The organism is Kordiimonas sp. (assembly GCF_048264555.1).
Lineage (GTDB): Bacteria > Pseudomonadota > Alphaproteobacteria > Sphingomonadales > Kordiimonadaceae > Kordiimonas.
The window spans coordinates 312,367-337,414 of the sequence record NZ_JBLXCX010000002.1 but is presented as its reverse complement, the minus strand read 5'-3'; the positions used below and the strand labels follow the sequence as shown (position 1 = coordinate 337,414).

24 protein-coding genes are annotated in these 25,048 nt (G+C 55.5%); 14 read left to right on the top strand and 10 right to left on the bottom strand.

Annotated elements, in window-relative coordinates:
• The first annotated feature begins 57 nt into the window (after nt 1-57).
• Entirely contained in the window at nt 58-735 is a 678-nt protein-coding gene (locus ACN0XZ_RS06675) for a DUF4389 domain-containing protein (protein WP_417456956.1), read from the top strand.
• A 150-nt stretch (nt 736-885) separates the two neighbouring features.
• Here ACN0XZ_RS06675 and ACN0XZ_RS06670 read toward each other — a convergent pair whose 3' ends face one another.
• Complete coding sequence (locus tag ACN0XZ_RS06670; protein WP_417456955.1) at nt 886-1,890, bottom strand: glycerophosphodiester phosphodiesterase family protein; 1,005 nt, start codon at nt 1,888-1,890, stop codon at nt 886-888.
• A gap of 144 nt (nt 1,891-2,034) precedes the next feature.
• Between ACN0XZ_RS06670 and ACN0XZ_RS06665 the strand changes: the two genes are divergently transcribed.
• The gene (locus tag ACN0XZ_RS06665) at nt 2,035-2,466 is read left to right on the top strand and encodes a hypothetical protein (RefSeq protein WP_417456954.1); all 432 of its coding nucleotides are present in this window, start codon (nt 2,035-2,037) and stop codon (nt 2,464-2,466) included.
• Nucleotides 2,456-3,397 carry a sterol desaturase family protein gene (locus tag ACN0XZ_RS06660; RefSeq protein WP_417456953.1) on the top strand — a complete coding sequence of 314 codons (942 nt, stop codon included), beginning with the start codon at nt 2,456-2,458 and terminating at the stop codon, nt 3,395-3,397. The genes ACN0XZ_RS06665 and ACN0XZ_RS06660 overlap by 11 nt, the downstream gene beginning before the upstream one ends.
• 3 nt (nt 3,398-3,400) lie before the next feature.
• Here the strand turns inward: ACN0XZ_RS06660 and ACN0XZ_RS06655 are convergent, their stop codons facing one another.
• Entirely contained in the window at nt 3,401-3,568 is a 168-nt protein-coding gene (locus ACN0XZ_RS06655) for a hypothetical protein (protein WP_417456952.1), read from the bottom strand.
• Nucleotides 3,569-3,767: 199 nt separating this feature from the next.
• Between ACN0XZ_RS06655 and ACN0XZ_RS06650 the strand changes: the two genes are divergently transcribed.
• Together ACN0XZ_RS06650 and ACN0XZ_RS06645 are read left to right on the top strand one after the other, a co-directional pair.
• Entirely contained in the window at nt 3,768-4,949 is a 1,182-nt protein-coding gene (locus ACN0XZ_RS06650; RefSeq protein ID WP_417456951.1) for an acetyl-CoA C-acyltransferase, read from the top strand.
• Between the two features lie 14 nt (nt 4,950-4,963).
• Nucleotides 4,964-6,097 carry an acyl-CoA dehydrogenase family protein gene (locus ACN0XZ_RS06645; protein WP_417456950.1) on the top strand — a complete coding sequence of 378 codons (1,134 nt, stop codon included), beginning with the start codon at nt 4,964-4,966 and terminating at the stop codon, nt 6,095-6,097.
• 47 nt (nt 6,098-6,144) lie between these two features.
• On the opposite strand, the gene ACN0XZ_RS06640 is transcribed toward ACN0XZ_RS06645, so the two are convergent.
• The gene (locus tag ACN0XZ_RS06640; protein ID WP_417456949.1) at nt 6,145-6,978 is read right to left on the bottom strand and encodes a patatin-like phospholipase family protein; all 834 of its coding nucleotides are present in this window, start codon (nt 6,976-6,978) and stop codon (nt 6,145-6,147) included.
• A 68-nt stretch (nt 6,979-7,046) separates the two neighbouring features.
• On the bottom strand, nt 7,047-7,538 hold the full coding sequence (locus ACN0XZ_RS06635) for a YybH family protein (RefSeq protein WP_417456948.1): 492 nt from the start codon (nt 7,536-7,538) through the stop codon (nt 7,047-7,049).
• 196 nt (nt 7,539-7,734) lie between these two features.
• On the opposite strand from ACN0XZ_RS06635, the gene ACN0XZ_RS06630 reads away from it, so the two are divergent.
• Nucleotides 7,735-8,289, top strand: a complete 555-nt coding sequence (locus ACN0XZ_RS06630; RefSeq protein ID WP_417456947.1) for a DUF1579 family protein — start codon at nt 7,735-7,737, stop codon at nt 8,287-8,289.
• Between the two features lie 65 nt (nt 8,290-8,354).
• Here the strand turns inward: ACN0XZ_RS06630 and ssb are convergent, their stop codons facing one another.
• The gene (gene ssb, locus ACN0XZ_RS06625) at nt 8,355-8,867 is read right to left on the bottom strand and encodes a single-stranded DNA-binding protein (RefSeq protein ID WP_417456946.1); all 513 of its coding nucleotides are present in this window, start codon (nt 8,865-8,867) and stop codon (nt 8,355-8,357) included.
• A gap of 304 nt (nt 8,868-9,171) precedes the next feature.
• On the opposite strand from ssb, the gene ACN0XZ_RS06620 reads away from it, so the two are divergent.
• The 3 genes from ACN0XZ_RS06620 to ACN0XZ_RS06610 are packed head-to-tail and all read left to right on the top strand — an operon-like array spanning nt 9,172 to nt 12,028.
• Nucleotides 9,172-9,708: a hypothetical protein gene (locus tag ACN0XZ_RS06620; RefSeq protein ID WP_417456945.1), complete on the top strand. Its 537-nt coding sequence runs from the start codon at nt 9,172-9,174 to the stop codon at nt 9,706-9,708.
• Nucleotides 9,709-9,750: 42 nt separating this feature from the next.
• A complete protein-coding gene (locus ACN0XZ_RS06615) occupies nt 9,751-10,914 on the top strand; it encodes a DUF1624 domain-containing protein (protein WP_417456944.1) in 1,164 nt (387 codons plus the stop codon).
• A 52-nt stretch (nt 10,915-10,966) separates the two neighbouring features.
• The gene (locus ACN0XZ_RS06610) at nt 10,967-12,028 is read left to right on the top strand and encodes a CNNM domain-containing protein (protein ID WP_417456943.1); all 1,062 of its coding nucleotides are present in this window, start codon (nt 10,967-10,969) and stop codon (nt 12,026-12,028) included.
• A 13-nt stretch (nt 12,029-12,041) separates the two neighbouring features.
• Here the strand turns inward: ACN0XZ_RS06610 and ACN0XZ_RS06605 are convergent, their stop codons facing one another.
• Nucleotides 12,042-12,461 (bottom strand): GFA family protein, encoded by a 420-nt coding sequence (locus tag ACN0XZ_RS06605; protein WP_417456942.1) that lies wholly within the window; start codon nt 12,459-12,461, stop codon nt 12,042-12,044.
• Nucleotides 12,462-12,608: 147 nt separating this feature from the next.
• Here ACN0XZ_RS06605 and uvrA point away from each other — a divergent pair, with 147 nt between their 5' ends.
• Entirely contained in the window at nt 12,609-15,470 is a 2,862-nt protein-coding gene (gene uvrA, locus ACN0XZ_RS06600; protein ID WP_417456941.1) for an excinuclease ABC subunit UvrA, read from the top strand.
• 105 nt (nt 15,471-15,575) lie between these two features.
• Here uvrA and ACN0XZ_RS06595 read toward each other — a convergent pair whose 3' ends face one another.
• Nucleotides 15,576-17,015, bottom strand: coding sequence for an alpha/beta hydrolase (locus tag ACN0XZ_RS06595; protein ID WP_417456940.1), 1,440 nt, complete (start codon nt 17,013-17,015; stop codon nt 15,576-15,578).
• A 137-nt stretch (nt 17,016-17,152) separates the two neighbouring features.
• Between ACN0XZ_RS06595 and ACN0XZ_RS06590 the strand changes: the two genes are divergently transcribed.
• From ACN0XZ_RS06590 to ACN0XZ_RS06580, 3 genes are all read left to right on the top strand, one after another.
• Complete coding sequence (locus ACN0XZ_RS06590) at nt 17,153-18,661, top strand: LytTR family transcriptional regulator DNA-binding domain-containing protein (protein WP_417456939.1); 1,509 nt, start codon at nt 17,153-17,155, stop codon at nt 18,659-18,661.
• A 136-nt stretch (nt 18,662-18,797) separates the two neighbouring features.
• Nucleotides 18,798-20,399 carry a DUF4139 domain-containing protein gene (locus ACN0XZ_RS06585; protein WP_417456938.1) on the top strand — a complete coding sequence of 534 codons (1,602 nt, stop codon included), beginning with the start codon at nt 18,798-18,800 and terminating at the stop codon, nt 20,397-20,399.
• A 287-nt stretch (nt 20,400-20,686) separates the two neighbouring features.
• Entirely contained in the window at nt 20,687-21,430 is a 744-nt protein-coding gene (locus ACN0XZ_RS06580; RefSeq protein ID WP_417456937.1) for a substrate-binding periplasmic protein, read from the top strand.
• Here the strand turns inward: ACN0XZ_RS06580 and ACN0XZ_RS06575 are convergent.
• The 3 genes from ACN0XZ_RS06575 to ACN0XZ_RS06565 all read right to left on the bottom strand — a co-directional run bounded on the left by ACN0XZ_RS06575 (nt 21,427) and on the right by ACN0XZ_RS06565 (nt 23,593).
• Complete coding sequence (locus ACN0XZ_RS06575; RefSeq protein WP_417456936.1) at nt 21,427-21,756, bottom strand: DMT family transporter; 330 nt, start codon at nt 21,754-21,756, stop codon at nt 21,427-21,429. The two genes, ACN0XZ_RS06580 and ACN0XZ_RS06575, sit on opposite strands and share 4 nt — an antisense overlap.
• Nucleotides 21,757-21,881: 125 nt before the next feature.
• Complete coding sequence (locus ACN0XZ_RS06570; RefSeq protein ID WP_417456935.1) at nt 21,882-22,421, bottom strand: DUF924 family protein; 540 nt, start codon at nt 22,419-22,421, stop codon at nt 21,882-21,884.
• Between the two features lie 26 nt (nt 22,422-22,447).
• Nucleotides 22,448-23,593: a M28 family metallopeptidase gene (locus tag ACN0XZ_RS06565; protein WP_417456934.1), complete on the bottom strand. Its 1,146-nt coding sequence runs from the start codon at nt 23,591-23,593 to the stop codon at nt 22,448-22,450.
• Nucleotides 23,594-23,709: 116 nt separating this feature from the next.
• On the opposite strand from ACN0XZ_RS06565, the gene trmFO reads away from it, so the two are divergent.
• Complete coding sequence (trmFO, locus tag ACN0XZ_RS06560) at nt 23,710-25,047, top strand: methylenetetrahydrofolate--tRNA-(uracil(54)-C(5))-methyltransferase (FADH(2)-oxidizing) TrmFO (protein WP_417456933.1); 1,338 nt, start codon at nt 23,710-23,712, stop codon at nt 25,045-25,047.
• Nucleotide 25,048: the final 1 nt, after the last annotated feature.

The window sequence follows — 25,048 nt, the reverse complement described above, 5'->3', positions numbered from 1 at the left end:
CAGCAAGGGTTTTCTTACCACATGTTGTGAAACACTTAACAACAAGACGGGTGCCAAATGAGCGAGGAAACCAAACAACCTTCAACCGGTGATGATGCTAAAAAAACGCCAGCTGCTAAGAAGCCCGCAGCCAGGAAAACTTCGGCAAAAACACCAGCTGCTAAAAAAACAGCAGCCAAAAAAGCTGCGCCAAAGAAAACCGCCGCAACAGCGGCCAAAAAGCCAACAACCGCGAAATCTGCTGCGGCTAAGCGTACAACGACAGCCAAAAAGGCATCCGCCGCTAAAGTAGCGGCAAGCAAACCCGCGTCAAAACCTGCAAGTGCTGCTGAAGACGCGGCGACCGATAAGGTTGAGGCTGAGAGCAAAACAGCCGAAGAAGCTCCAACTCAAACTCATAGTGAAAACCATGAGAGCTTCAATGAGCAGGCGTCTGACCCCTATAGCGCTGAAAAGCTTGCGGCTGACTTCAAGGAGAAGGACTGGAAAGAGGTTTTCATCCGCGCGGCCTTCACCGTGTTTTATATGTTCGCGGGCTGGATTGCCATTGCCCTTGGCGGGACTTTCACGCTGATCCAGTTCATCATTCATCTGGTTACGGGTCACCCGAATGATACGGTCAAAAAGGCCATTCTGTCGGTGGGGCAATATATCGGCGATATCGCGGCCTATGTGAGCTTCGCGCGTGACGAACGCCCCTTCCCCTTTGGGAAAGACCTCCCTAACGGAGAGTGATCTGGCAACGTGTTGAATGTGGTAAAAGGGCGTTTGAAACGCCCTTTTTTTGCTGCCTAAGGTTACAGCCCAACCGCCTGGAACAGCACTTCGCCACCAAGGCGAATGATCACCACGGCAACAATGGCTGTCAGTATTCCCTTCATCAGGTCAATCATCAGCAGGCCCTGCCTTTAAAAGCATGAAACTATCCCGCGATTGTAACGCAGTATCGGGGAAATCTGCAAACACACCGTCGACGCCCAGTGAAAACAATAGCTTAAGCTCTTCCTCTACAGACTTGATGCCCTTGGGCACCTGGTCGTTTCGGATCGTCCATACATGCACATCAAGGCCAAGCGCATGCGCATCATCCACAATTGATGTTGGCTTGCCTTCCGGTCCAACCAGTAAGGCTTTGTTGAGCCCAACACCATCCACATTGGTGCCATAGAGCGCGAGGGGAGCTTCCAGCACGTAGCTTTTGCTTTTGCGGTCTTTTTTGCCTTCAATCAGCCAGATCAGCTCCGCGTCTGTTTTGCCAACAAATTCATTCAGATAGGCGCCGTCAAAGCATTGAAAATAAACGGGTATACCAGCGTCGGTAACTTCCTTGAGCATGGCAAGTAGCGCCACTGTTGGGTCTAGCCCAACTTTTTGGAACAGCGTGGGCCGTTTCATCTCAATATAAAGCCCGGCTTTAGAGCCATCTGCTTTTGCAGTCTTCATCAGCGACAAGATTTCATCCATTGTCGGAATACTCTCTTGCCCATCAAACACATCCCCCCGTTTGGGTCGCGGCTGGATAGCCTTCAGGGTTTTCAACTCGTTGAGCGTAAAATCGAACACAAACCAGTCGTCGTGTCCTTCAAGTTTACGTTTCCTGTCAGCAAACTCGGGATGATCAGCAATATCTGTGGTACCGGAGAGATAGATATCGTGGCGCGCAACCAAATGACCGTCCTTGGTCATCACAAGGTCCGGTTCGATATAATCAGCCTTCATTTGCAGGCCAAGCTTGTAGGACATCAGCGTGTGTTCGGGCCGGTAACCGCTGGCCCCTCGGTGCGCGATAACAATAGGCCCTGAGCTAACCCCGCTGACATCTGCACTTGCTGTCATCTCACCACCTCCAAAGCCCAGCATCATCAGGCCCAGCTTGATCCATCGCTTCACTGTTTTATCCTCCGCTTTGCTGAGAACGTTAGTCCTAGGCCTCAAGCATGACAAGAAAAAGACATTGAGCGTGCCACAACACAATTCCAGACTTGACGGTCCAGTAAATACAGGCATCCTAGAGGAGATTTTGGGAAGGAAATCATGGACCCTGTACAAGTTTTTGGCTCTCTGGCCGCTATTATCGTCACCGCGCTCATTGCGTGGCGTATGTTCCCTGCCCGCACGCCGCTTGATGACGGCATCGTGCGGCGCAATCTCGCGCGCTATGCACCGGATGCGCGCATCGCGTCTGTTTATCTCAGCAAAAATGCAAAAGCGGCCGTTGCCAGCCTGACCTCACCTGCCTCAAGTATCGGGCTTGCGGTGCGCATGGGAGACCGTGTGGTGTGCCGCATCTTACAAGCCGCAGATATCAAAAGCGTTCAGGTTACAGGTGAGACACTCTTCCTAGTGTTTGACGATTTCACACAACCAAATATCAAGCTTGAGTTCGAACCCGCCGTACTTGCGGAAGCGGCTCCCTTGTTTGATGCTTTGACGACCGTAAACGGGGAGCTCACCCATGCTGCTTGACCTGCCCAAACCGACTGAGCTCGCTGTTCCCGCCTTTGTATTCTTCATATTGGTGGAGATGATATACGGCTGGAAGACAGGACGTGCCAGATTTGAAGGCCGTGACGCCTTCACGTCCCTCCTCATGGGGCTTGGCAGCACAATTTCCGGCGCGCTTACCGCAGGCATATTCTTCGTCTTCAGCTATTGGGTTTGGGAGAATTTTGCGATCTTCGATATGGGCGCAGGTCTTTGGGTCTTTGCCCTCGCGTTTGTTCTTGATGATTTTGCGTATTACTGGATACACCGGTTTGGGCACCGCATGCGCTGGATGTGGGCTGCGCATGTCATCCACCATTCCAGCCAGCATTATAACCTGACTACAGCACTCCGGCAGACGTGGACAGGCCAGTTCACGCCCGGGTTCCTCTTCAAGCTACCGATATTTGTCCTCGGTATAGAGCCCGCGATCGTATTCTTCTGCGCCGGGCTCAACCTTGTGTATCAGTTCTGGATTCACACCGAAGCGATCCAGAAAATGCCACGCTGGTTTGAGGCTGTGATGAATACACCGAGCCACCACCGTGTGCACCATGCCAACAACCCCCGGTATCTGGATGCTAATTATGCCGGTGTTTTCATCATCTGGGACAAGATGTTTGGCTCTTTCATCCCCGAGCGGGAAGATGACCCCTGCCGCTACGGCCTTGTGCGTGACCTTGGCACTTTTAACCCGCTGCGCGTAGCTACCCATGAATGGGTTGGTATCATGAGAGACATGTGGTCCGCTAAATCTTGGAAACACAAAATGTTATATCTCTTGGCCCCACCCGGCTGGACACCGGACGGAAGCCGCAAAACCAGCGATATGATCCGCGCGGAGTGGCTTGCCCGGAATGGCAGGACGGAAGCTGAGCCTGATACACCAGCCACCACACAGGCGGCTGAATGATTCTCAGTCGCCTTGCTTGTTGGCGCTTAGTTTATCAACAAGCAAACCCAACAGCCCGCCAAGCACGCCACCAGCGAGTGCCTCTAAGCTAGCGATATAGGGTAGCCATTTGCCTACAACAGCACCGACCACAAGCCCTGCAAAAATATAAAACCCGATCCGTGTTGCCATCATAGTCTCCTGTTCTCATCCCATCACCATGGGTTGCGCCATATAAAACGCTGTGCACTGCACAGTCAATTCCATCAGTTTATTTTGCACTTGCGAAATAATCTTTTTTTGGCACAGTGTCGGCAAACAAAATTCCCCCGGGCGCGAGAGGTTGTCGCGATAGTCTCATCAGCGCCTGACATATAGAAGGAGAGCCCCAATGTCTCAGGACCCAATCGTAATTGTTGGTATGGCCCGCACGCCCATGGGCGGTTTGCTTGGCGACCTGTCCAGCATCCCCGCATCAGAGCTGGGCGCAACCGCTATTCGCGGTGCACTCAAGGGTGCTGGTGTAAGCGCTGACGACGTAAACGAGACCGTAATGGGCTGTGTCCTCCCAGCTGGTCAGGGCCAGGCCCCTGCCCGGCAGGCGAGCCGCAAGGCTGGTATCCCTGACGGTACAGGCGCTGTAACAGTGAACAAAATGTGCGGCTCCGGCATGCAAGCCATGATGCAAGCGCACGACAGCCTGAAAGCTGGCTCGCGCGATATTGTGGTCGCGGGCGGGATGGAAAGCATGTCCCTTGCGCCGCACTTGCTGCCAAGCGGGCGGACCGGCGTGAAATATGGCAATGCACAGATACTGGACCATATGGCGCTTGATGGCCTTACGGACGCCTATGCCGGTGAACCCATGGGTGTGTTTGCGGAGCTATGCGCAGAGCAGTATCAGTTCACCCGCGACGCGCAGGACGCGTATGCCATTGAATCGCTCAAGCGAGCGCAGCGCGCGATCGAGGACGGATCTTTTGACGGCGAAGTCGTGCCGGTCACCGTTAAAACGCGCGGCGGTGATGTTGAGGTCAAAACCGACGAGCAACCACCAAAAGCCCGGCTCGACAAAATCCCGAACCTTCGCCCTGCTTTCAAGAAAGACGGCACAGTCACAGCTGCCAATGCGAGCTCTATTTCGGATGGCGCGGCGGCTGTTGTGATGATGAAACAGTCGGAAGCGGAAAAGCGCGGCCTGACACCACTTGCCATCATGCGCGCGCACGCAGATCACGCGCAAGCACCGGAGTGGTTCACCACAGCGCCTGTGAAAGCCATTCAGAAAGTTATGAATAAAGCGGGCTGGACAACAGCGGACGTTGACCTTTTTGAGGTGAACGAGGCCTTTGCGGTTGTGGCCATGGCAGCCATCCATGAGCTTAACCTTGATCATGATAAGGTGAACGTGAACGGCGGCGCCTGTGCGCTTGGCCATCCCATCGGGGCATCTGGCGCGCGCATCTGCGTAACCCTTATCAATGCGCTCAAGAAACGTGGCCTGAAGCGCGGTGTTGCCAGCCTCTGCATCGGTGGTGGTGAAGCCACTGCCGTTGCCATTGAGCTTGTGTAAGACAGGCGGCTCGCATGATTTTAACCGAAGAGCAGCGCATGGTGCGGGATATGGCCCGTGCCTTCGCGACCGACCGGATCGCCCCCAACGCGCGAGAGTGGGAAAAAGCAGGTGAAATCCCAGCCGATTTCCTGCGAGAGATGGGTGAACTCGGCCTTATGGGCATGACGGTGCCGGAGGAATGGGATGGCGCAGAAACAGATTATGTTTCTTATGCCCTTGCTCTCATGGAAATCGCCGCCGGTGACGGTGGCCTGTCAACGCTCATGAGCGTGAACAACGCGCCCGTCTGCGCAGCCGTGCTTGCAAACGGCACAGATGAGCAGAAGGAAAAGTTTCTGAAACCGCTGGCGCGCGGCGAGATGATCGGTGCCTTCTGCCTGACTGAGCCACAAGCGGGCTCAGACGCCTCAATGCTGAGAACCAAGGCGGAGCGCACCAATTCCGGGTGGAAGCTAAACGGCACCAAGCAGTTTATCACCTCCGGTAAAATTGGCGGGGCAGCTATTGTTTTTGCTGTCACCGACCCAAGCGCCGGCAAACGTGGCATTTCCGCATTCCTCGTACCGACGGATACCCCCGGTTATACGGTTGCGGGCCTCGAGCACAAATTGGGACAGAAGTCGTCTGACACCTGTCAGATCGCCTTCGTGGACATGGAAGTACCAACAGATTGCCTGCTTGGGGCTGAGGGTGCAGGCTATAAGGTTGCGCTTTCCAACCTTGAAACCGGGCGTATCGGCATTGCGGCGCAAAGCGTGGGCATGGCCCGTGCGGCTTATGACTATGCCCTCACCTACGCGCAGGAACGTGAGGCTTTTGGCAAAGCAATTATTGAACATCAGGCTGTTGGTTTCCGCCTCGCCGATATGGCAACTGAGCTCAAGGCCGCGGAGCTGATGGTGCTGAATGCCGCCGCAATGAAAGATGCAGGCGAGCCATGCCTCAAAGAAGCCTGCATGGCGAAACTATTCGCCAGCGAGACTGCAGAGAAAATCTGCTCCGCCGCGATCCAGACACTGGGGGGTTATGGTTATCTGGCTGAATATCCGGTTGAGAAAATCTACCGCGATGTGCGGGTATGCCAGATTTACGAAGGCACATCCGATATCCAGCGCATCGTGATCAGCCGCGAAATCAACCGCTAACACAAAGCCCGGGCCAACGCCTGGGCTTTTGCTTTAATGAAAACGCCTCAGGATGCAGCGAAAGAAGCACCCTTTCGTTCCAGATCATCAATGATTTCCGGGAGCGCCAGTTTGGTCGCATGCCGCCCGAGCGCGATAAGCTCATCTGCCCGCCGGAAATCCATTACATCAATGTGGCCAATGGCGGGACTGATGATATGGTCTGGCTGGTCAAGCTCAAGCCGCGCACGGCTTAGTGAACGCAGCAACATAGCAACACCAATCCGCGCCGTTTTCATGGGCGCTTTGCCAGCTTTGTCGTTGTGGGCTTCAAAACCCTGCCGCGCCGCACGCGCGCCATAATCGCCCTGCAGGTCAACGGCAATAATGATATCTGCACCTAGATCACGTGCTGCTTCAACAGGGATAGGGTCAACCAAGCCACCATCTGCCAATAACATGCGCCCGGTGGCAACCGGCGGCAAAACACCGGGCACAGCCGATGATGCCCGAAGGGCTGTCACAACGTCGCCCGCATCAAACACGACCCGTTCGCCCGTATAGAGGTCAGCGGCTACAGCCGCGAACGGCTTGGGCATCTCTTCAATCGTCAAGAGGCCAAAATGGTCCCGCAGGCGCTTCTCAATCTTTCGCACCCCAATCAGACTACCCTGATTGAAGCCAAACTCGCTCATGAGCAGCATTTCCTTGAGCGTGACATCGCGGGCGATCTCTTCAAGCTCATTCAGAAGGTCAGCCGCAACACAGGCCCCGACGATTGAGCCGATGCTGGTACCTGTCACGATATCTGCCTTTATGCCCTCTTCCTCAAGCGCGCGCACAACACCAATATGCGCCCACCCGAGCGCTGCGCCGCCGCCAAGTGCCAAACCAATCCTCACATGCCACTCCTTTATGGTTCTTTTCTAAAAGGTGGGCACAGATTGTGGCAGATACAAGAACGCGGGCCTTATCTCGAAATTTTTATAGGTGCTGCATCCCACGCGACCTCGTCCGCAGGTACATCAGCATCAAACATGATCTTCCAGCGGCCTTCATGTTTTTTGAGCACCACGCGGAAGTTGCCGTAGTTAACAAAGTCCGTACCATCGGGGCGCTGACCAGTGAGACGATAGATACCAACCTCATAAGCACTATCGTCGTTATGAAGCCGCTCATTGAAGCGGAAATGGATGTCTGCCCCCGCAGCACCGCGCGCCTTCCTGTTCGCAAACATCTTACGCAGATGGTCTGTATAGGCGGTGCCAGACAGCACCGTGCCATTTTGCGAGATCGGGCGCACCACCTCCGGATGATAGATGCTGACATGGAGTTCACCATCGTTCTCCTGATAAGACCGGGTGAACACCTCCCATACCTCAGTGTTGATATCGTCAACTGTATCAGCCCACAGCGGCGCCTGCCCCATGAGGTACATAACAACAATGATCGCGAATCTCATATGCATCTCCCTGCTTGCTTCAATCTAAACATGCCGATCAATCAAATGCCAATGTTGCGGCAAAAAGAGCCCTTGGTGAGACCAGCTGAATGGCGCAGAAAATAGGCTTAAATCATTCGGCATAAACTAATTTTTTGTGGTTGCGGCAGCCAAAAAACCTGATCTTATGACCCTGTTTTGGGGTAAGGAGCACCGAATGAAAAAACTATCTTTGCTGTTGTCAGCACTCGTTATTCTCACCGCACCGCTTGCCGCGCAGGAGCGCCCGAAGGTATCTGAAAAACCATACGGCATGATGCAAAAACTGGCACCGCTGGCCGGTGAGTGGTCCATGGTCAACGAATATTCGCCTGATGGCGGCAAGACGTGGTCAAAAGCACCGCCTGCGACAGTCACCGTCGAATATCGCCTCAAGGGCATGCTGCTGTCTGAAATGCCGGAAGACCTCGACACGCCCGGCTTCAAGCTTGAAACCGACCTCACCTTCGACCAGTACCGGGATGTGTACCGCAAGGCTGTTGTGGATGATACCTGGGGCATCATGGATGTGTATGAAGGCACGTTTGAGGGTGACAAGCTTGTGATGACCAACCTGAAAAGCGGCACCACCTTCCCAATGGGGAACGGTGTGCAGCGTGCTTTCAGGCTCACGATTGAAGTCACTACACCGAAGCGCATGATGACCATCGATGCGTCAGACGATGGCGGCGAGACATGGATACCAGCCTATAAGCTGACTTACACAAAATAGGCAAGACAAACAAAAACCCGGCAGAAACCTGCCGGGTTTTGACATTCAAAAAGTGATGGGCCGGATCAGAACGGGATCTCGTCGTCCAGATCACCGCCGCCGCCAAAGCCGCCCTGGTTTCCGCCTTGGTTACCACCACCCTGGCCGCCGCCTTGTGAACCACCACCAAAGTCACCGCCGTAGCTGGACTGGCTGCTTTCACCAAAACCGCCACCTTGGCTATCGCCGCGACCACCAAGCATTGTAAGTTCACCCCGGAAGCGCTGAAGAACAACTTCTGTGGAGTATTTCTCAACGCCCTGCTGGTCGGTCCATTTACGGGTTTGAAGCTGGCCTTCGATATAAACGGTCGAACCTTTCTTGAGGTATTGCTGCGCAACTTTCGCCAGGTTTTCGTTAAAGATAACCACGCGGTGCCATTCGGTCCGCTCGCGGCGCTCGCCCGATGCGCGATCACGCCATGTTTCAGACGTCGCAATCGACAAATTCACCACGGGTGAGCCATCGTTCATCGTCCGTACCTCAGGGTCACGCCCAAGGTTGCCCACCAAAATTACCTTATTCACACTACCGGCCATTAAAGCCCCCTTCTTTATCTCGTATCGGTGCCGCAACTCATACATGACACCTTTGTGTCGGCGACCATAGACCATGGTTGCGGGCGCTTCAAACCTATTTAACCCCAAGGCTGAAACATTTCATTTGTTCACTTTATGTTCTTACCTTATCATCACCGCAACTCATAGGCAAGCGCACGCACGTCCGGCGGTTTAACGCATGCTCGCGCCGTCCTGCCGCAAGCATTTTCCCTCAACACAGGTCCATATATATAGTTTATATATCAGGAGCGCGTTTTGGGGGCGCGAGGTGAAGGGGAAAACAATGAAGCTTCTCAACATAGTAGCTCTCGGCCTACTTGTGGCATCAGGTGGCACAACGCTCCAAGCGCAACAAAGCCAGACGCCCCCGCCCTCCCCTTGCAAAACGGACCCCGCCTTCAAGGCTTTTGACTTCTGGGTTGGTACCTGGAAGGTCAGCGGACGCCAGAACGGTCAATATGCCGGTGAAAACACCATCTCAAAAATTGAAGGTGAATGCGCGCTTCTCGAAGAATGGAGCGGCACAGGTGGCAGCACCGGCAAAAGCGTGAACTATTATAATCCCGTCACCGAAAAATGGCGGCAGCTTTGGGTATCTGGCGGCGCTTACGCCATTGATATTGAAGGTGGCCTAAAGGATGGCTCCATGGTCCTTGAAGGCACCATCTGGTATTATGCCAGCAATCAGGCGGTACCCTTCCGGGGTACATGGACCCCCAATGAAGATGACAGCGTACGCCAGTTTTTTGAGCAGGAAAGCGCGGAAACCGGCGAATGGCAGCCCTGGTTTGACGGCCTTTATGTGCGCAAAGAAGACTGACACAACCACCTGACCGCATCACCACCTTTTGGGGGCAAGGCCATGACAACCGACACACGTGCGCATCGTCACACATCCATTGATTTCCTGCGTGGCCTTGTAATGGTCATCATGGCGCTTGATCATGTGCGAGACTTTTTCACTGAAGTTCGGTTTGACCCCGCAGATCTGAGCCAGACAGACAGCGCGCTGTTCCTCACGCGCTGGATCACCCACTTCTGCGCACCTGTGTTTGTCCTGCTCGCCGGTGTCAGCGCGGGCATGATGGCCAGCCGGAAATCAAAGCCGGAACTGAGCGGTTTCCTGCTCTCCCGCGGGCTTTGGCTCATCTTCATTGAAATTACCGTGGTTGCCTTTGCGTGGCAGTTTACTGTGCCGTGGGCCTTCCCGTTGCAGGTGATCTGGGTCATTGGCATCAGCATGATTGCGCTCGCCGGTATTATCTGGCTGCCCACATGGGCGATCCTCACGTTTGGTGCGATTGTGGTCCTTGGGCATAACCTGCTGGATTATGGCCTGTTCCCCATGACCGACTTTACACGCCCCGTGCCCTTCTGGCGTATCATCCATGCCTCCGGCTTTACGCTCGACCTTGGCATCCCAACACTGATGCTGTATCCCATCATCCCGTGGGTAGGGCTGATGCCACTTGGTTATCTTCTTGCGAAGCTTTACCTGCACATGGAGGCAGAGGCGCGGCAAAAATGGCTTATTCGTGGGGGCCTCGCGGTCATCGCGCTTTTTATCGCCCTGCGCGCCATAGGTCTTTACGGTGACCCACAACCGTGGTCAGAGCAAAAAGACGGGCTGTTCACCGTCTGGTCCTTCCTCAATACACTGAAGTACCCACCGTCCCTTCTGTTCCTGATGATGACACTCGGGCCTGGCCTGCTGCTATTAGGCCTGGCGGAACGCTGGCGCGGGCGGCTCTATGATGTCTTTGTCACCTTTGGGCGAGTCCCGTTCTTCTATTATATTCTGCACCTCTACCTTATTCACCTGATTGCCCTTGCTGCCGCAGAGATGCAAGGCATCGGCTGGCAAGCGCTGCTCACCCCTTTCTGGCAATTGCCGCAAGGTTATGGCTTCCCACTATGGGTTGCTTGGCTGGTGTGGGTTGGTGTTGTCGTCGCCCTCTATCCGCTCTGCCGCTGGTTCGCGGGCCTCAAAGCCCGGCGCAAGGATTGGTGGCTCAGCTACCTTTAAGGCGTAGTCCGAGTCTTGTAGACATGGCCCTCACTTTCGGTATGATCGGGCCATGCTTCTCCTTATATTTTATTTATCGCTTGCGATCTGCGTTTCTTTCCTCTGCTCTGTCGCGGAGGCTGTGTTTCTATCTGTGCGCCCCGCTTATGCGGCGGCCCTCAACAAGAAGGGCACCAAGGGTGGCAAAGCGCTCATGCAACTTCAGAGCAATATCGACAGGCCGCTAGCAGCAATCCTGATCCTCAACACTGTCGCGCACACCGTTGGTGCTGCAGGTGTGGGGGCACAAGCCGCAGAGATATTCGGCAGCGCCTATATCGCGGTTATCTCGGGCGTGCTGACGCTTCTCATCCTCGTGCTCTCTGAAATCATCCCTAAAACCCTCGGCGCCGCGCATTGGCAAAGCCTCGCCCCCGCCGTTGCGGTTATTCTGTTGTGGGTCACCAAGGCGCTGTTGCCGCTTGTGTGGCTATCAGAGAAGCTTACCAAAGCCATATCTCCCAAGGATGTCAGTGCTTTCACCTTCAGCCGGGATGAAATGGCCGCCATGGCCCAGATTGGTGCGGAAGAAGGCATTCTCAATGAGAAAGAGCGCAAGGTCGTCGCGAACCTGATGCGCCTGCACCGCTTGTCTGTCAAAGATATCATGTCCCCACGCGCGGTTATGTTCATGCAGAATGAAAGCCGCTCAGTGCGGGACTTTTTCCTCGAGCATGGGGATAAGCCCTTCTCTCGCATCCCTGTTTTCAAGAGCGGACCAGACGATATTACCGGTTATGTACTGAAGCAGGACCTACTGATCGCTCAAGCGAAAGACGAATTTGACCGCAAACTTTCCGAGTTCAGACGCGAATTGAAGGTCATGCCTAGCACAGTAAGTGCGGCGCAGGCCTATGACACCCTGATGCGCAACCGTGGCCATATCGTGCTTATTGTGGATGAATATGGCACCTCACAAGGCATTCTCACGCTTGAAGATGTGCTCGAGACCCTTATCGGCCTTGAGATCACCGATGAGCTGGACACAGTGGAAGACCTGCAAAAGCTTGCCCGCGCCCGCTGGAAAGAGCGCATGCAAGCCTTGGGTATCGAGCCTGAAAGCTGGTCGTCATAAACCCTAAACGCCACTAATAACTACTGCTGCTGCCTTCATATTGCCGCGCACCCGGTATCGGCGGAATGCTCGCCCAGCGGGACCGCGTGTAAATCTCGTAAGAAATCTCGAGCCCGTTTGGGTCGTCAATCGTGCCGGTGCTGACCGCCTGATCGTCAGGTTCGCTCACGCTTTCCCATGTCATGGGTGTGCCGCAGTGGGTGCAAAAACGGCGGATAGCAATATCGCTCGCGCGGCCCACTCCTTCCGGCTTGCTGATCCAGCGGATCTGGCCCGCGTCTACGGTCGTGAAAATCATATAAGGCCCGCCTGAGTTCTTCTGGCAGTCCGTACAGTGGCATGCACCCGTGCGGTGCCCCTGCAAATTGATCTCAAAACGGGCGGCGCCACACATGCAACCACCCTGGCGAAGGTCGACCCTCTCGTTCGTCATTTTTTGCTCCACGCTGAATTTGTTCTTTATTTGTTCTTATTCACACATTATTGTCAAGCGGCTTGACAGGGAATGACCCAAAGGTCACTTGATGGCGTACAAACAGCATAATTCGAAATCAATCGATTCCAGTTTTGAGAGACAGCCATGCTCACAGAAATATCCGTCCGCGGCGCCAGGGAACATAACCTGAAGTCTGTTAATGTTGATATCCCACGCGATAAACTCGTGGTGATCACCGGGCTTTCAGGCTCTGGCAAGTCATCGCTCGCGTTCGATACCATCTATGCAGAGGGCCAGCGCCGCTACGTTGAGAGTCTGAGCGCTTACGCCCGCCAGTTTCTGGAGTTGATGCAAAAGCCTGATGTGGATCATATCGAAGGGCTTTCGCCCGCCATCTCGATCGAGCAGAAAACCACCAGCAAAAACCCGCGTTCCACCGTGGGCACGGTGACCGAGATTTATGACTATATGCGGCTTTTATGGGCCCGGGTGGGCGTGCCCTATTCCCCCGCCACAGGCCTGCCCATTGAAAGCCAGACCGTCAGCCAAATGGTTGACCGCATTATGGAAATGGGTGAAGGCACCCGCCTTTACCTCATGGCGCCTATTGTGCGGGGCCGCAAGGGGGAATACCGCAAGGAACTGGCTGAGCTGCAGAAACGCGGTTTCCAGCGGGTGAAGGTGGACGGTGAGTTTTACCTGATTGAGGAAGCCCCCACGCTCGATAAAAAATACAAGCATGACATTGATGTAGTTGTGGACCGCCTTGTGCTCAAGGAGGGGTTGGAACAGCGCCTTGCCGACAGCGTGGAGACCGCGCTTGAGCTGGCAGACGGGCTTGTAGCGGTTGAAATCGCGACCTCCGGCGATGAGGGGGGCGAGCGGCATCTGATGTCCGCAAAGTTCGCCTGCCCGGTTTCCGGCTTCACCATTGAAGAGATCGAGCCCCGGCTGTTTTCCTTCAACAACCCCTTTGGCGCCTGCCCAACTTGTGACGGGCTGGGCAACAAGCTTTATTTTGACCCTGACCTCGCGGTGCCTGACACAAAAAAAACCATCCGCGAAGGGGCGCTGGCACCGTGGGCCAACAAGGCCAACAACCCGTCTCCCTTCTATTTTCAGGCGCTTGAGGCTGTGGCCAAGCATTTTGGTGTGTCGATCGATACACCCTGGGAGAAGGTGCCGGAAGCCGCACAACAAGCCTTCCTCTATGGTACTGGCAGCAAACCGGTCACCATCACCTATGCGGACGGCAAGCGTAAGTTTGAGGTCAACAAACCCTTTGAGGGTGTGCTCAAGAATATTGAGCGGCGTTGGCGCGAGACTGACAGCAACTGGATGCGCGACGAGCTTTCAAAATATCAGGCGTCGACCACCTGTACAGCGTGCGAGGGCGCGCGCCTGAAACCCGAAGCGCTAGCGGTGAAGATCGCGGGTGAGCATATCAGCGAAGTGACCAGCCTTTCCGTCAAAGGCGCTTACGACTGGTTCACCGCCCTGCCGCAACACCTGAGCGACAAGCAGCAACAGATTGCAGAAAAGGTCTTGCGTGAGATACAGGAACGACTTGGCTTTCTTGTTAATGTAGGACTTAACTATCTAACCCTAAGCCGTTCATCTGGAACACTTTCTGGTGGTGAAAGTCAGCGTATTCGCCTGGCATCACAGATCGGCTCAGGGCTCACCGGCGTGCTCTATGTTCTTGATGAGCCTTCCATCGGTTTGCACCAACGGGATAACGACCGCCTGCTTGAAACGCTCAAGAACCTGCGCGATATCGGCAACACGGTTCTGGTGGTGGAGCATGACGAAGACGCCATCCTGAGCGCGGATTATGTGATCGATATGGGACCAGGCGCGGGCGAGCACGGCGGTGCCATTGTCGCTGAAGGCACGCCAGAGGCCATTATGAAATCAAACGCCAGCCTCACAGGCCAGTATTTGACCGGAAAACGCAGCGTGCCCCTGCCCGCCAACCGCCGCAAGGGACATAAGGGCAAATTCCTAACCGTGAAGGGCGCGAGCGCCAACAACCTCAAGGAAGTAACCGGCTCCATCCCCCTCGGTACCCTGACCTGCATCACCGGTGTATCAGGCTCCGGCAAGTCTACCTTCACCATTGAAACGCTATATAAGGCTGTAGCCAAACACCTGAATGGCGGACGCGTGAACCCTGGCGCCCATGAAGCGGTTGAGGGGTTAGAGCATCTGGACAAGATCGTCGATATTGACCAAAGCCCCATCGGGCGCACACCGCGCTCCAACCCCGCCACGTACACAGGTGCCTTTGGCCCGATCAGGGACTGGTTTGCGGGGCTGCCGGAAGCACAAACACGCGGCTACAAACCCGGGCGCTTCTCTTTCAACGTAAAAGGGGGCCGCTGCGAAGCCTGCAAGGGCGACGGCATGATCAAGATCGAGATGCACTTCCTGCCCGATGTGTATGTGCAGTGTGACCAGTGCAAAGGCAAACGCTACAATCGTGAAACGTTGGAAATTCGCTTTAAAGACAAATCGATATCTGACGTTCTTGATATGACAGTTGAGGACGGAGTGGAGTTTTTCAAGGCCGTCCCTGCCATCCGCAACAAGCTTGAGATGCTCGATAAAGTGGGCCTTAGTTATATCAGGGTCGGCCAACAGGCCACGACCCTTTCGGGCGGGGAAGCACAGCGGGTCAAACTCGCGAAAGAGCTTTCCAAACGCTCAACCGGCAAAACGCTTTATATCCTTGATGAGCCGACCACAGGCTTGCATTTTGAAGACGTGCGCAAGCTGATGGAGGTGTTGCAGGCGCTGGTGGACCAAGGCAATACGGTTGTGGTGATTGAACATAACCTTGAGGTTATCAAAACCGCCGACTGGATTTTGGACCTTGGCCCCGAGGGTGGCGATGGTGGCGGTGAGATTGTTGCCACCGGCACGCCCGAGGATGTAGTCAAGGAACCAAGAAGCTACACGGGCCAGTATCTGGCACCGGTACTGAAGCGCCAAGCGGCGGAATAAAGCACCCGCCCGTCACTCCCGCGGAAGCGGGAGTCCATGTGCTCGCGATGGCAACTGGATGCCCGCCTCGCGCGGGCATGACAGAAGTTTCCTTATTGATGTTCCTTATTGTTGAGGTGGCGAAAGGTCTGGAAGTCCAAGCGTGATCACGCTTCTTGGCTGCGGCTTGCCTTCCATAAAATGGTTGATCGCTTCCTGCACTTCAGCAGACGACATAAAGAGGTTATGCCCGGCATTTTCCACAATCACATGGGTCAGGTTTCCAAGCCCTGAGGTCGCCTCGCGCTGCCCCTCGAGATAGGTACGGCCATCCAGCGTGCCGCTGAACAGAAGCACGGGCACATCGCTCACCGGCCCGGCGCGGAAGGCATCACCAAGGTCCAGCTCTGGCGCGATACCGTCATAGTGATAGGTGAAATTGAGCCAATCCCCCAGAAGGGCGTCCTTTGCTTGTGCTTTCACGAGACTGCGACGCTTCTCGCTCATGCCTGACGCAACATCCATCAGGTTGGACATGGCATCAAGCTTGATAGGCTCACCTGGCGTGAACCACTGCCCCAGCATCGCCTCAAAAGGCGCGGTAACGCCGTTATCAAGCGCCAGATAGAGCGCGAGCAGCCGTTTCACGCCCCATGGGTCTGACACCATCGCGGACGCCAGGCGCTGCATATCACGCCGCTGGAAAAGATAATCCCGCACGCTGCCGTCCTTCAGCTTCACATGCAAAAGCACGGGCTCACCCTCCAGCCTCGCATGCACCCGCCGCATCAGCCCTTTGATGTCCCCATACACCGCCTGCAGCGCGGGCTGCTGGTCCACCACCGCCTGCAAACGATCGAAATACCGGTCCGTGAGCGCAGGCAGCTTGATGGTCTGGTCAAGCCCCTCCGCACTCGAAAGCACAACCTTCTCTATCCGGTCGCCCATCTGCTTGAGCGCCGCGAAGGCAAGATGGCTGCCGTATGACGTGCCCCACAGCACGACCTTCTCCGCGCCCAAATGCTCGCGCAGCGCGTCGACATCCCGCACGTTCTCAACCGTATTATAGCCTTCAACATCAACACCTTCCGCGCGCCAGAAGGCCAGGCACTCCTTAAATGCCGCCCTCTCTATAGCAATATAGTCTGCGTCAGAGACACGCTCGGTTGTTGGCGCAGTCTGGCTGGATGTGCATTCCGGCAATATGTTTGAGGCCCCGGTGCCGCGCTGGTCCAGCGCGATCACGTCACCATAAGCCCGCATGGCCATGAACATCTTGAACCGGCGGTATTTTGCCGTCGCCACGCCAGAGCCGCCCGGCCCACCGGCCAGATAGATAATCGGCGGGGCCTTGTGCTCCCCTGTCGCGGGGAACCGCACATAGCTGATCGGGATCATCCGGCTGTCGGGGTTGTTGCGGTTCTCCCGCACCTGAATGCTGCCGCGGTAAGCCTCCACCGCAGCACCACCCCGCTCCTCAAAGGTAAAAGCTTCTTCAGCCGGTGCCGCATATGCTGCACTGCCCAGAAGCCCAAGGCCCAAAACTGTCGTGACTATTTTTTTCATCTTAATCTCCACATCAAACATCAACTGAGCCTAACGTGGGAAATTTTCCTCATATTTTCATGCGCTTATCGGTGAACGGTCGATACCGGTCTGTGAGCGGTATTGATTTCTGAGCGTGAAAAGTGGATTGCTGGAGCATGAAAAACCTTCAGGTCATTATGATCGTCTGGCTCGCCCTGCTGGTCGGGGGCAACAAACCCCTCACTGCGCAGGAATTTGCCCATATCAATATCGGCGCGGTTATGGTTTGCGAGCCAGAGCAGGCCTTAAGCACACCACCAAGCTTTACTGAGGGTGAATGCACGACCATGAACGGTCGGCTTGTCAGCCCACACAAACGTGAGGTCTGGTTCCGTACGACGGTCAACATCACGCCTGCAATGGTTGAGAGCACACACCCGCTCGGGCTCTTTATTTCGGCCAAAGCATCAAGCCGCGCATGGATCAACGGCCAGCTTATCGGCAGCAACGGCACCCCGGCTTTCTCTGAGGCAGATGAAATACCCGGCCGCATGGATGCGGTGTTCCCCATACCCACGGGGTTATTGAAGGCGGGTGAAAACGCGGTCACCATTCACATGTCCGGCCATCATGGCTATCTTGATCTGGTTTCCCCCATTCATTTTATCGGCATAACTGCCTATAGCGACCCGTCAGATGCCATCTTGCGGGATTACATGCCGTCATTGCTGCCGCTCGGCATTCTCGTGCTGGGGGCGCTTTATTTCGGCGTGCTGGCTATCAGGCGGCGCGAGTATGGTGCGCGACTTCTTGTGCCGCTCACTGCCCTCTTCTCGGCCGGGCAATTAATTGCCGAAGTATCGCGGGGGCTAACGCCCTATACATACCCCTTTCATGATATCAGGCTGGTGCTGATCCTCGCGTTTGCTATCGCCACCGGCGCATCTCTCTTCCTGCATGTGCTGGCGCGCTTTGCCCCAAAACCGCGCGCCGCCATCGCCGGTGTTTCACTCTTGGTGTATGCCGCCGTGTTGTTCCTTGTTGACGGCTTTGACCCCAAAAGCTCAATGGCGCTTTTTGTGCCAAGCCTTTTTGCCATGCTAATCGCAGCCTATGCGGCCACACGCGGCGTGAAACACGCGGGTGGCTATGCGGTTGCCCTGTTTCTTTTCTGTAGCCTGATCATTTTTGCACCAACCCGTTTTCTGGATACCTATTTTTATTACTGTGTGGCGGGGCTTCTGATGTTTCTGTTCGCGGGCGAGATCAGAGATCATCAGCGCGAGAGGCGCCTGCGGGCACGGGAGCAAGCCCGCGCAGACAAACTTCAGGTCATTCTGGATGAAAGCCGGGAACGCGAGAGCCCCAGCAATATCAAGATCACCAGCGCGGGCAAGGTCGAATTCATCGCCACAAGCGACATCGCCTTCTGTAAAGGGGCTGGTGATTATGTTGAGTTGGCGGTGAAAGGGCGGGCGCCGGTGCTCCACAGCCAAAGCCTCAGTGAGATGGAAGCCGAGCTGCCCGGCACCTTCCTGCGGGTGCACCGCTCTTATCTTGTGAACACCACCTTCATTCGGGCGCTTGAGCGCGAAGCCTCTGGCGCACAGCTTATCCTCACCACAGGGGAAACTGTGCCCGTAAGCCGCCGTATCCTGCCCAGCGTGCGCAAGGCGCTTGGCTAACCCGCACGCCCCTGCCATGAAGTTAACATGATTATATGCTTCATCTGGCATTCAGATGCCGTCTGGCATTAGGTGAAAACAAGATGATCCCGAAACACATAATTACCGGGATAGAACACCAACTTATGGGGTGACTATGAAACCGCAACTCTCTGTGCTTCCGTTTCTCGCAATTTTTGCCGTACCTGCCGCGCAGGCAGACGATTTTACGCTAACCGCCCCCATTAACGCGGTCACCGTATACCAAAGCGGCGGCGCGGTTGTGCACCGTGAGGGGGACCTGACCCTGCCGCCAGGCGAGCATACAATCACCCTTATGGGGCTGACCTCCCGCCTTGATGAAAACTATGGCATCCATGCCCGCGCTGACGGCGTTGAGGTTGGTGGTGTGAGAAACAAGCTCAGCTATATGCCGCAGGGTTACACGGGCGCGCAGGCCGCGCTCATCGACCGGCTGAAGGCAGCACGGGCCGAGCTTGCAGCAACCGAGAATAAAATCAAAGCCATCGACATGCGCCTTGCCTATCTGCAAGGCATTGGCGGCGGCAACACGGCAGGCGATCCCAAATCCTGGCAGGCGGCGCTTGAGTTTATTGGTGACACCTCGGCAAAGCTGATGAGCGACAAGGAAGCCCTTGTGCTCACCCGCATCGAGCAAAGCGAGCTTGTGCGAGCGCTTGAGCGCGAGTTTGGCTCCCTTGGAGGTGGCAGCGACCAAAGCTATGACGCGGTTATCACCGTGCGCGTCCCCAAAAGCGGCGATTATTCTTTTGATGTCAGCTATCTTGTTGGCAGCGCGCGCTGGGGTATCACCACGGAAGCTGACCTCAAGAGCGATGCAAAGCGCGCCGATATAGCGCTTAAGGCTGAGGTTGCGCAATCAAGCGGTGAAGCATGGGATGATGTGAGGCTCAGCCTTTCAACGGCGCGCCCGTCATGGACCATTGCCGCACCTGAGATGACACCTGAGTTCCTGCGCCCACGAGACCGTGAAGAATATTATGCCGACCAGATGGAACGGGTAATGCCCGCGCCCATGGCGGCACGCAAAGCCGATGGCGACCGGCTCGAGATGGCGTCATTTGGTGCAAGCCAAAGCGCCACCACCTATGACATGGAGTTCACTATCAACACGTTGGCCGATGTGCCCACATCTGGCACACCGCAGCAGTTCAAGATGGATGAAGTTAACTTGGGTGCAGATATCATCACCCGCGTAACACCTCGTTTTGACGCGAAAAACGCTTATGTTTACGCTGATGTCACGCTTGAAGGACTGCCACGGCTCGATAATGTAACCGCACGGCTAAGCCGGGACGGTTATTATGCGGGCAAAGGCCGCTGGCCGCGCCTTGTGCCGGGTGAGAAGACTTCCCTGCCCTTTGGTGCCGACAGCGGCATCAAGGTAGAGACTATCACCATACCGTCCCGCGATGGTGACACCGGCTTTATCTCAAAGAAAAATGTGGTGGAAGAGAAGCTGGTTTACCGCATCACCAACGAGCGCGATAAAGCCGCCACAGTTGAAGTGACAGACCGTCTGCCTGTCTCCGCACATGAAGACGTGAAAGTTGAAATCCTCAAGGACTCAACACCCGCAAGTGTAAACGACAAAGACGGTAAAGCCGGTGTTATTGCCTGGCAAAAAGAGCTAGCCCCCGGTGAGGTTTGGGAAATTCACCATGAATACCGCATCACCTACCCAAGCGGTAAGATACTGAACCGTTCATCGTCCTGATTTCAAAGGATTACAGAAGTCAATAAGCCGACAATGCTGCCCCGCAGTGTTGTCGGTCTCGGTTTATTTATTTTTCAACGCTTGTGGAAATGACCGCATCTGCCTAGATTGGGCGTAGGACTTTATTTACTTAAACCTGCCATGATGCAGAATGTTTTAAGTTGAAGGCCCGCACCAGCGGCCACCATGACACAGGGAAAGACAAAACCTTGACGCCGCTGCTCCTCAGAAAAGTCATCACGCACCATGCAATTATAGCGCTAGTTTTTGCGACTTTTGCGGCATTTGTGAGCACATCGGCATACGCCCAGCCTAAGCCTGAAAAAATTGTGCGTGTTGCCACGCGGCATTTCCTCCCGCCCTATGTCTATGAAAATGCAGAATCAGGGATCGAGATCGACCTCATCAAAGCTGTCTTCAAGGAAAGCCATTATGGCATCGAATTTGTGCAGTTGCCGCGCATCCGCATGATCTCGGCTTTTGAAGACAACCAGCTAGACGGCATTCTGACCCAGAATGTGAAAGCTTCGAACGTCGGCTGCGCCACCAAATGGTATATCGAACACCAGAATGTAGCGCTCACGGTGGGAGAGCGGCGCCTTGTGGTGAATTCGCTGGAAGATCTTTCGAATTTCGCGGTGATCTCATTCTCCGGGGCCACCCGGTATTTGGGTGAAACCTTCTCAGAGGCTGTGAAAGGCTCCCGCCGCTATACGGAAAGCGCTGATCAGGGCACGCATATCTCCCTCCTCTACAAAGGGCGTTTTGATGTGGCCGTGGGGGATAACTGGATATTGCGCCTCGCGCAAAAACGCCACCTTGACCGTACCGGTGAATATATGGCGCTGGATACCCATGAAATCATGCCCGCCAGCCACTATGTGGCGCGCTTCCATGATCAGGAAATGTGCGACGCCTTTGACACCGCGCTTGATAAAATCCGCGACAATGGCGCGTATAACGAGATCTGGGCCAGCTACCGCGCCCGCATCTATGTTGAAGCAGGCATGAAACCTGACCCTCTCCCCTAGGCGGCATCCGCGCTCGTCGATAGTTTCAGCACCACAAGCCCCGCGACAATCAGCGTCACCCCCAGTATTCGCCCCACATTGATGTGCTCATCAAGGATCACGACCCCCACCACAAATGCCCCTATCGCGCCAATGCCGGTCCATACCGCATAGGCGGTACCAAGCGGCAGGCTCCGCATTGCAAGAGCCAGAAGGCCAAAACTCGCCACCATGGCAACGGTCATAATGCCTGTTGGTACCAGTCGAGTGAAACCCTCAGACTGTTTCATGAAATAGGCCCAGACGACCTCAAGAACACCGGCAATCAACAATAGAATCCATGCCATGACAGGCACTCCTTTTACAAAGTGCCGGGCCGTCCCGGGCATAACCCCATTAATCGCGATCATAATGGTCGAGGACGTGGCCTCATTGTCTTTCAATCTGGGAAGTTTCCCGGCCAAATCAAGGCCTAAAAACTGCTTCCCGGCTCCTTGAGGAAGGCAAGCTCTTCTGGCGTGCTCATACGGCCCAAAGCTTCATTCCGGTGCGGGTAGCGGCCAAACCGGTCAATAATCGCCTTGTGACGATGAGCAAAATCAAGGTTTTCTTCCAGTCCCGGCCCTTCAAACAGTTTGATGCAGTCTTCCTGCACACGCGCGCTTTCACTGTGCATATAAGGCATGAAAAGAAACGCGCGCCATGTGGCTGGCCAGCCTTTGTATCCCCCGGCCCGCACCGCTTCCTGGCTTAGCATCAGCGCGAGCGGGTCTGCCTGAAAGGCGCGCGCATCATCGCGGAACATATTGCGCGGGAACTGGTCAAGCACAATGATCTCGGCCAGGCGGCCACGGATGCTATCCCGCCAATGGGCGAGCTCACAGCGCACGCCAGCTTCATAAACCTTGAGGAAACGGCGACGGATCACATCGTCAAAGTCTTTCGACTTAACCCACCAGCTCTTCTCATCAATTTCAGTAAACCAGAAATTCAGGATATCCTCTGCGCGCATGTCGTTGTCTCCTTCTTCTTGACGTTTTATCGTTTGGGCAGGGTGCGAACCACAGCCTCGCCAAAAGCCACGGCCTCGTCCATCACCTCAAGCGTTAGATGCTCGGCCTTGTCTTCCATAGTGTGGATATGCGGCATCATGCCACCCTCGTCATAGGCCGCGATGGTGAGCGATGAGATACCATCACGGCAGAACCACACACTGTCGAAATCACCCACGTGATGCTTGGCTTCCTTCACCCCTTCAAAACGCTTGTTCAGCCGCGTGAGCGCATGCGCGGCCTTTGGTAACGCGCCACCATAATACACGGCGGTAAAACCACCACTTTCCACCACATAGGAAAGCTGACCAAACCCCACGGTATCAAAGTTCAGCACATGGGTGTCGCGCGCCTTAAGTTCCTCATGGTGCTGCTCCCAATAATGCTGTGCGCCCAGCATGCCCGCCTCTTCCGCTGTGGTGATCACAAGCCGCACCTCGGCATCCTCCGGCATTTTGGCCCACAGGCGCGAGGCAACCTCCGTGGCCGCCGCCACGCCGGTGAGGTTATCGTTCGCGCCCGGCGTATAGCCAAAGCGCCAATAATCAAGGCTCGCCACCACCACCTGCCCAAGCGTGAGCAGGATGATGGGCGCTTTCACAAACCATGGCACATGAATGCCCGAGAGCGACGCCAGCGGCACAAGGAACCCGAGCGAGATAATGCCTGTGCTCAAATACACCGATGTTTTGAAATGCGGCACCTGTTCTGGCCTATAGGCGAAGGAAGCCGGTGCGCTATCAATATGCGCCATCAGGATAATCAGCCGTCGCCCTGTGCCTTTTTTCGCGACCAGATTGGCGGTTGTGGTGCGCGCCAGCAACCATATAAGCCGCGTGACGCGCCAGTCAAAGAACCGCAGGTGGCTGATGAGCACCATCAGGCCGCCCGCCGCCATCAGAAGCGCACCATAATCACTGAGCGCGATGAAAAAACACTGGCTGAGCGCAATCGCCCAAAAAAACGGCAGGTATGACCTTGGGGTGAAGAAGCCCTCCTCCGCCACCTCAACGCCAACCTCGCCGGTGAGGTGCGCCATGAGCATCTCACGCGCTTCCATTTCCTCGTCCGAGCCCACGCCCCGGTGCGGCCATTCGCTCAAAAGCTCAAATATCTGTCGTGCCTTAAGCACTATGTTTGCCCTCGCCCCTTATATGCGCACGCATCCCGCATCTTTTCCCTTACATCTTGGCGCCAAGTCCAGTAAATAAGCCCGCAATGAGACAAGCTAATGTAAGGTGTAGCGGCATGGCAAACGAGTTTAAGGAAATCCACATCATCGGCGGCGGGCTCGCGGGGTCCGAGGCTGCGTGGCAGGCAGCAGAGATGGGCGTGCCGGTGATCCTCCATGAAATGCGGCCTGTGCGCAAAACCGATGCCCACCATACGGATGGCCTGGCCGAACTTGTCTGCTCCAACTCTTTCCGCTCAGACGATGCTGTCAATAACGCCGTCGGGCTGCTGCATGAAGAAATGCGGCAGCTGGGTTCCATCATCATGGCAGCAGCTGAAAAACACAAAGTGCCTGCGGGCTCAGCGCTCGCGGTAGACCGGGACGGTTTCTCGGAAGAAGTGACCGGCATCCTGAACAATCACCCACTCATCACCATGGAGCGCGGTGAGATTGAAGGCCTACCGCCCAAAGAGTGGGACAATGTGATCATTGCCACCGGCCCGCTGACCTCACCTGCGCTTTCAAGTGCTGTGCTGGAGTTATGCGGTGAAGACAGCCTCGCCTTTTTTGATGCCATCGCGCCGATTGTGGACAAGGACAGCATCAACTTCGATATCGCCTGGTATCAAAGCCGCTACGACAAGGGGGACGGCGCAGACTATATCAACCTGCCCATGACCAAAGCCCAGTATGAAGAATTCATCCATGACCTCAACACCGGCGAGAAAACAGATTTCAAACAGTGGGAGAAAGACACCCCCTATTTTGAAGGCTGCATGCCGATCGAGGTGATGGCAGAGCGCGGGCCGGAAACGCTGCGCTATGGGCCGATGAAACCGGTGGGCCTCACCTGCCCGCATTGGGACGAGAAACCATACGCAGTGGTACAGCTTCGGCAGGATAACAAGCTCGGCACGCTCTATAATATGGTCGGTTTCCAAACCAAGCTGAAGTATGGCGAGCAGCAGCGTATTTTCAAGAAAATCCCGGGGCTTGAGAATGCCACCTTCTTCCGCCTTGGTGGTTTGCACCGCAACACCTTCCTCAATAGCCCCAAGGTGCTGGACGGCCTGATGCGCATGAAAGCAGACCCGCGCCTTCGCTTCGCAGGGCAAGTAACGGGCGTTGAAGGCTATGTGGAATCAGCCGCCATGGGCCTGATGGCGGGCCGTATGGCCGCAAGCGAGCGCAAGGGCATTACCCCCACCACCCCGCCGGAGACCACAGCTTTTGGCGCGCTGATCAGCCATATCACTGGCGGCGCGGATGCCAAAACCTTCCAGCCGATGAATGTGAACTTCGGCCTCTTCCCGCCGCTTGAAGGCAAAGTGTTCAAGAAAGAGCGCAAACCGGCCATGAGCCGCCGCGCCCTTGAAGCACTGACAAAGTGGAAAGCGGAGATTGAGGGCTAGG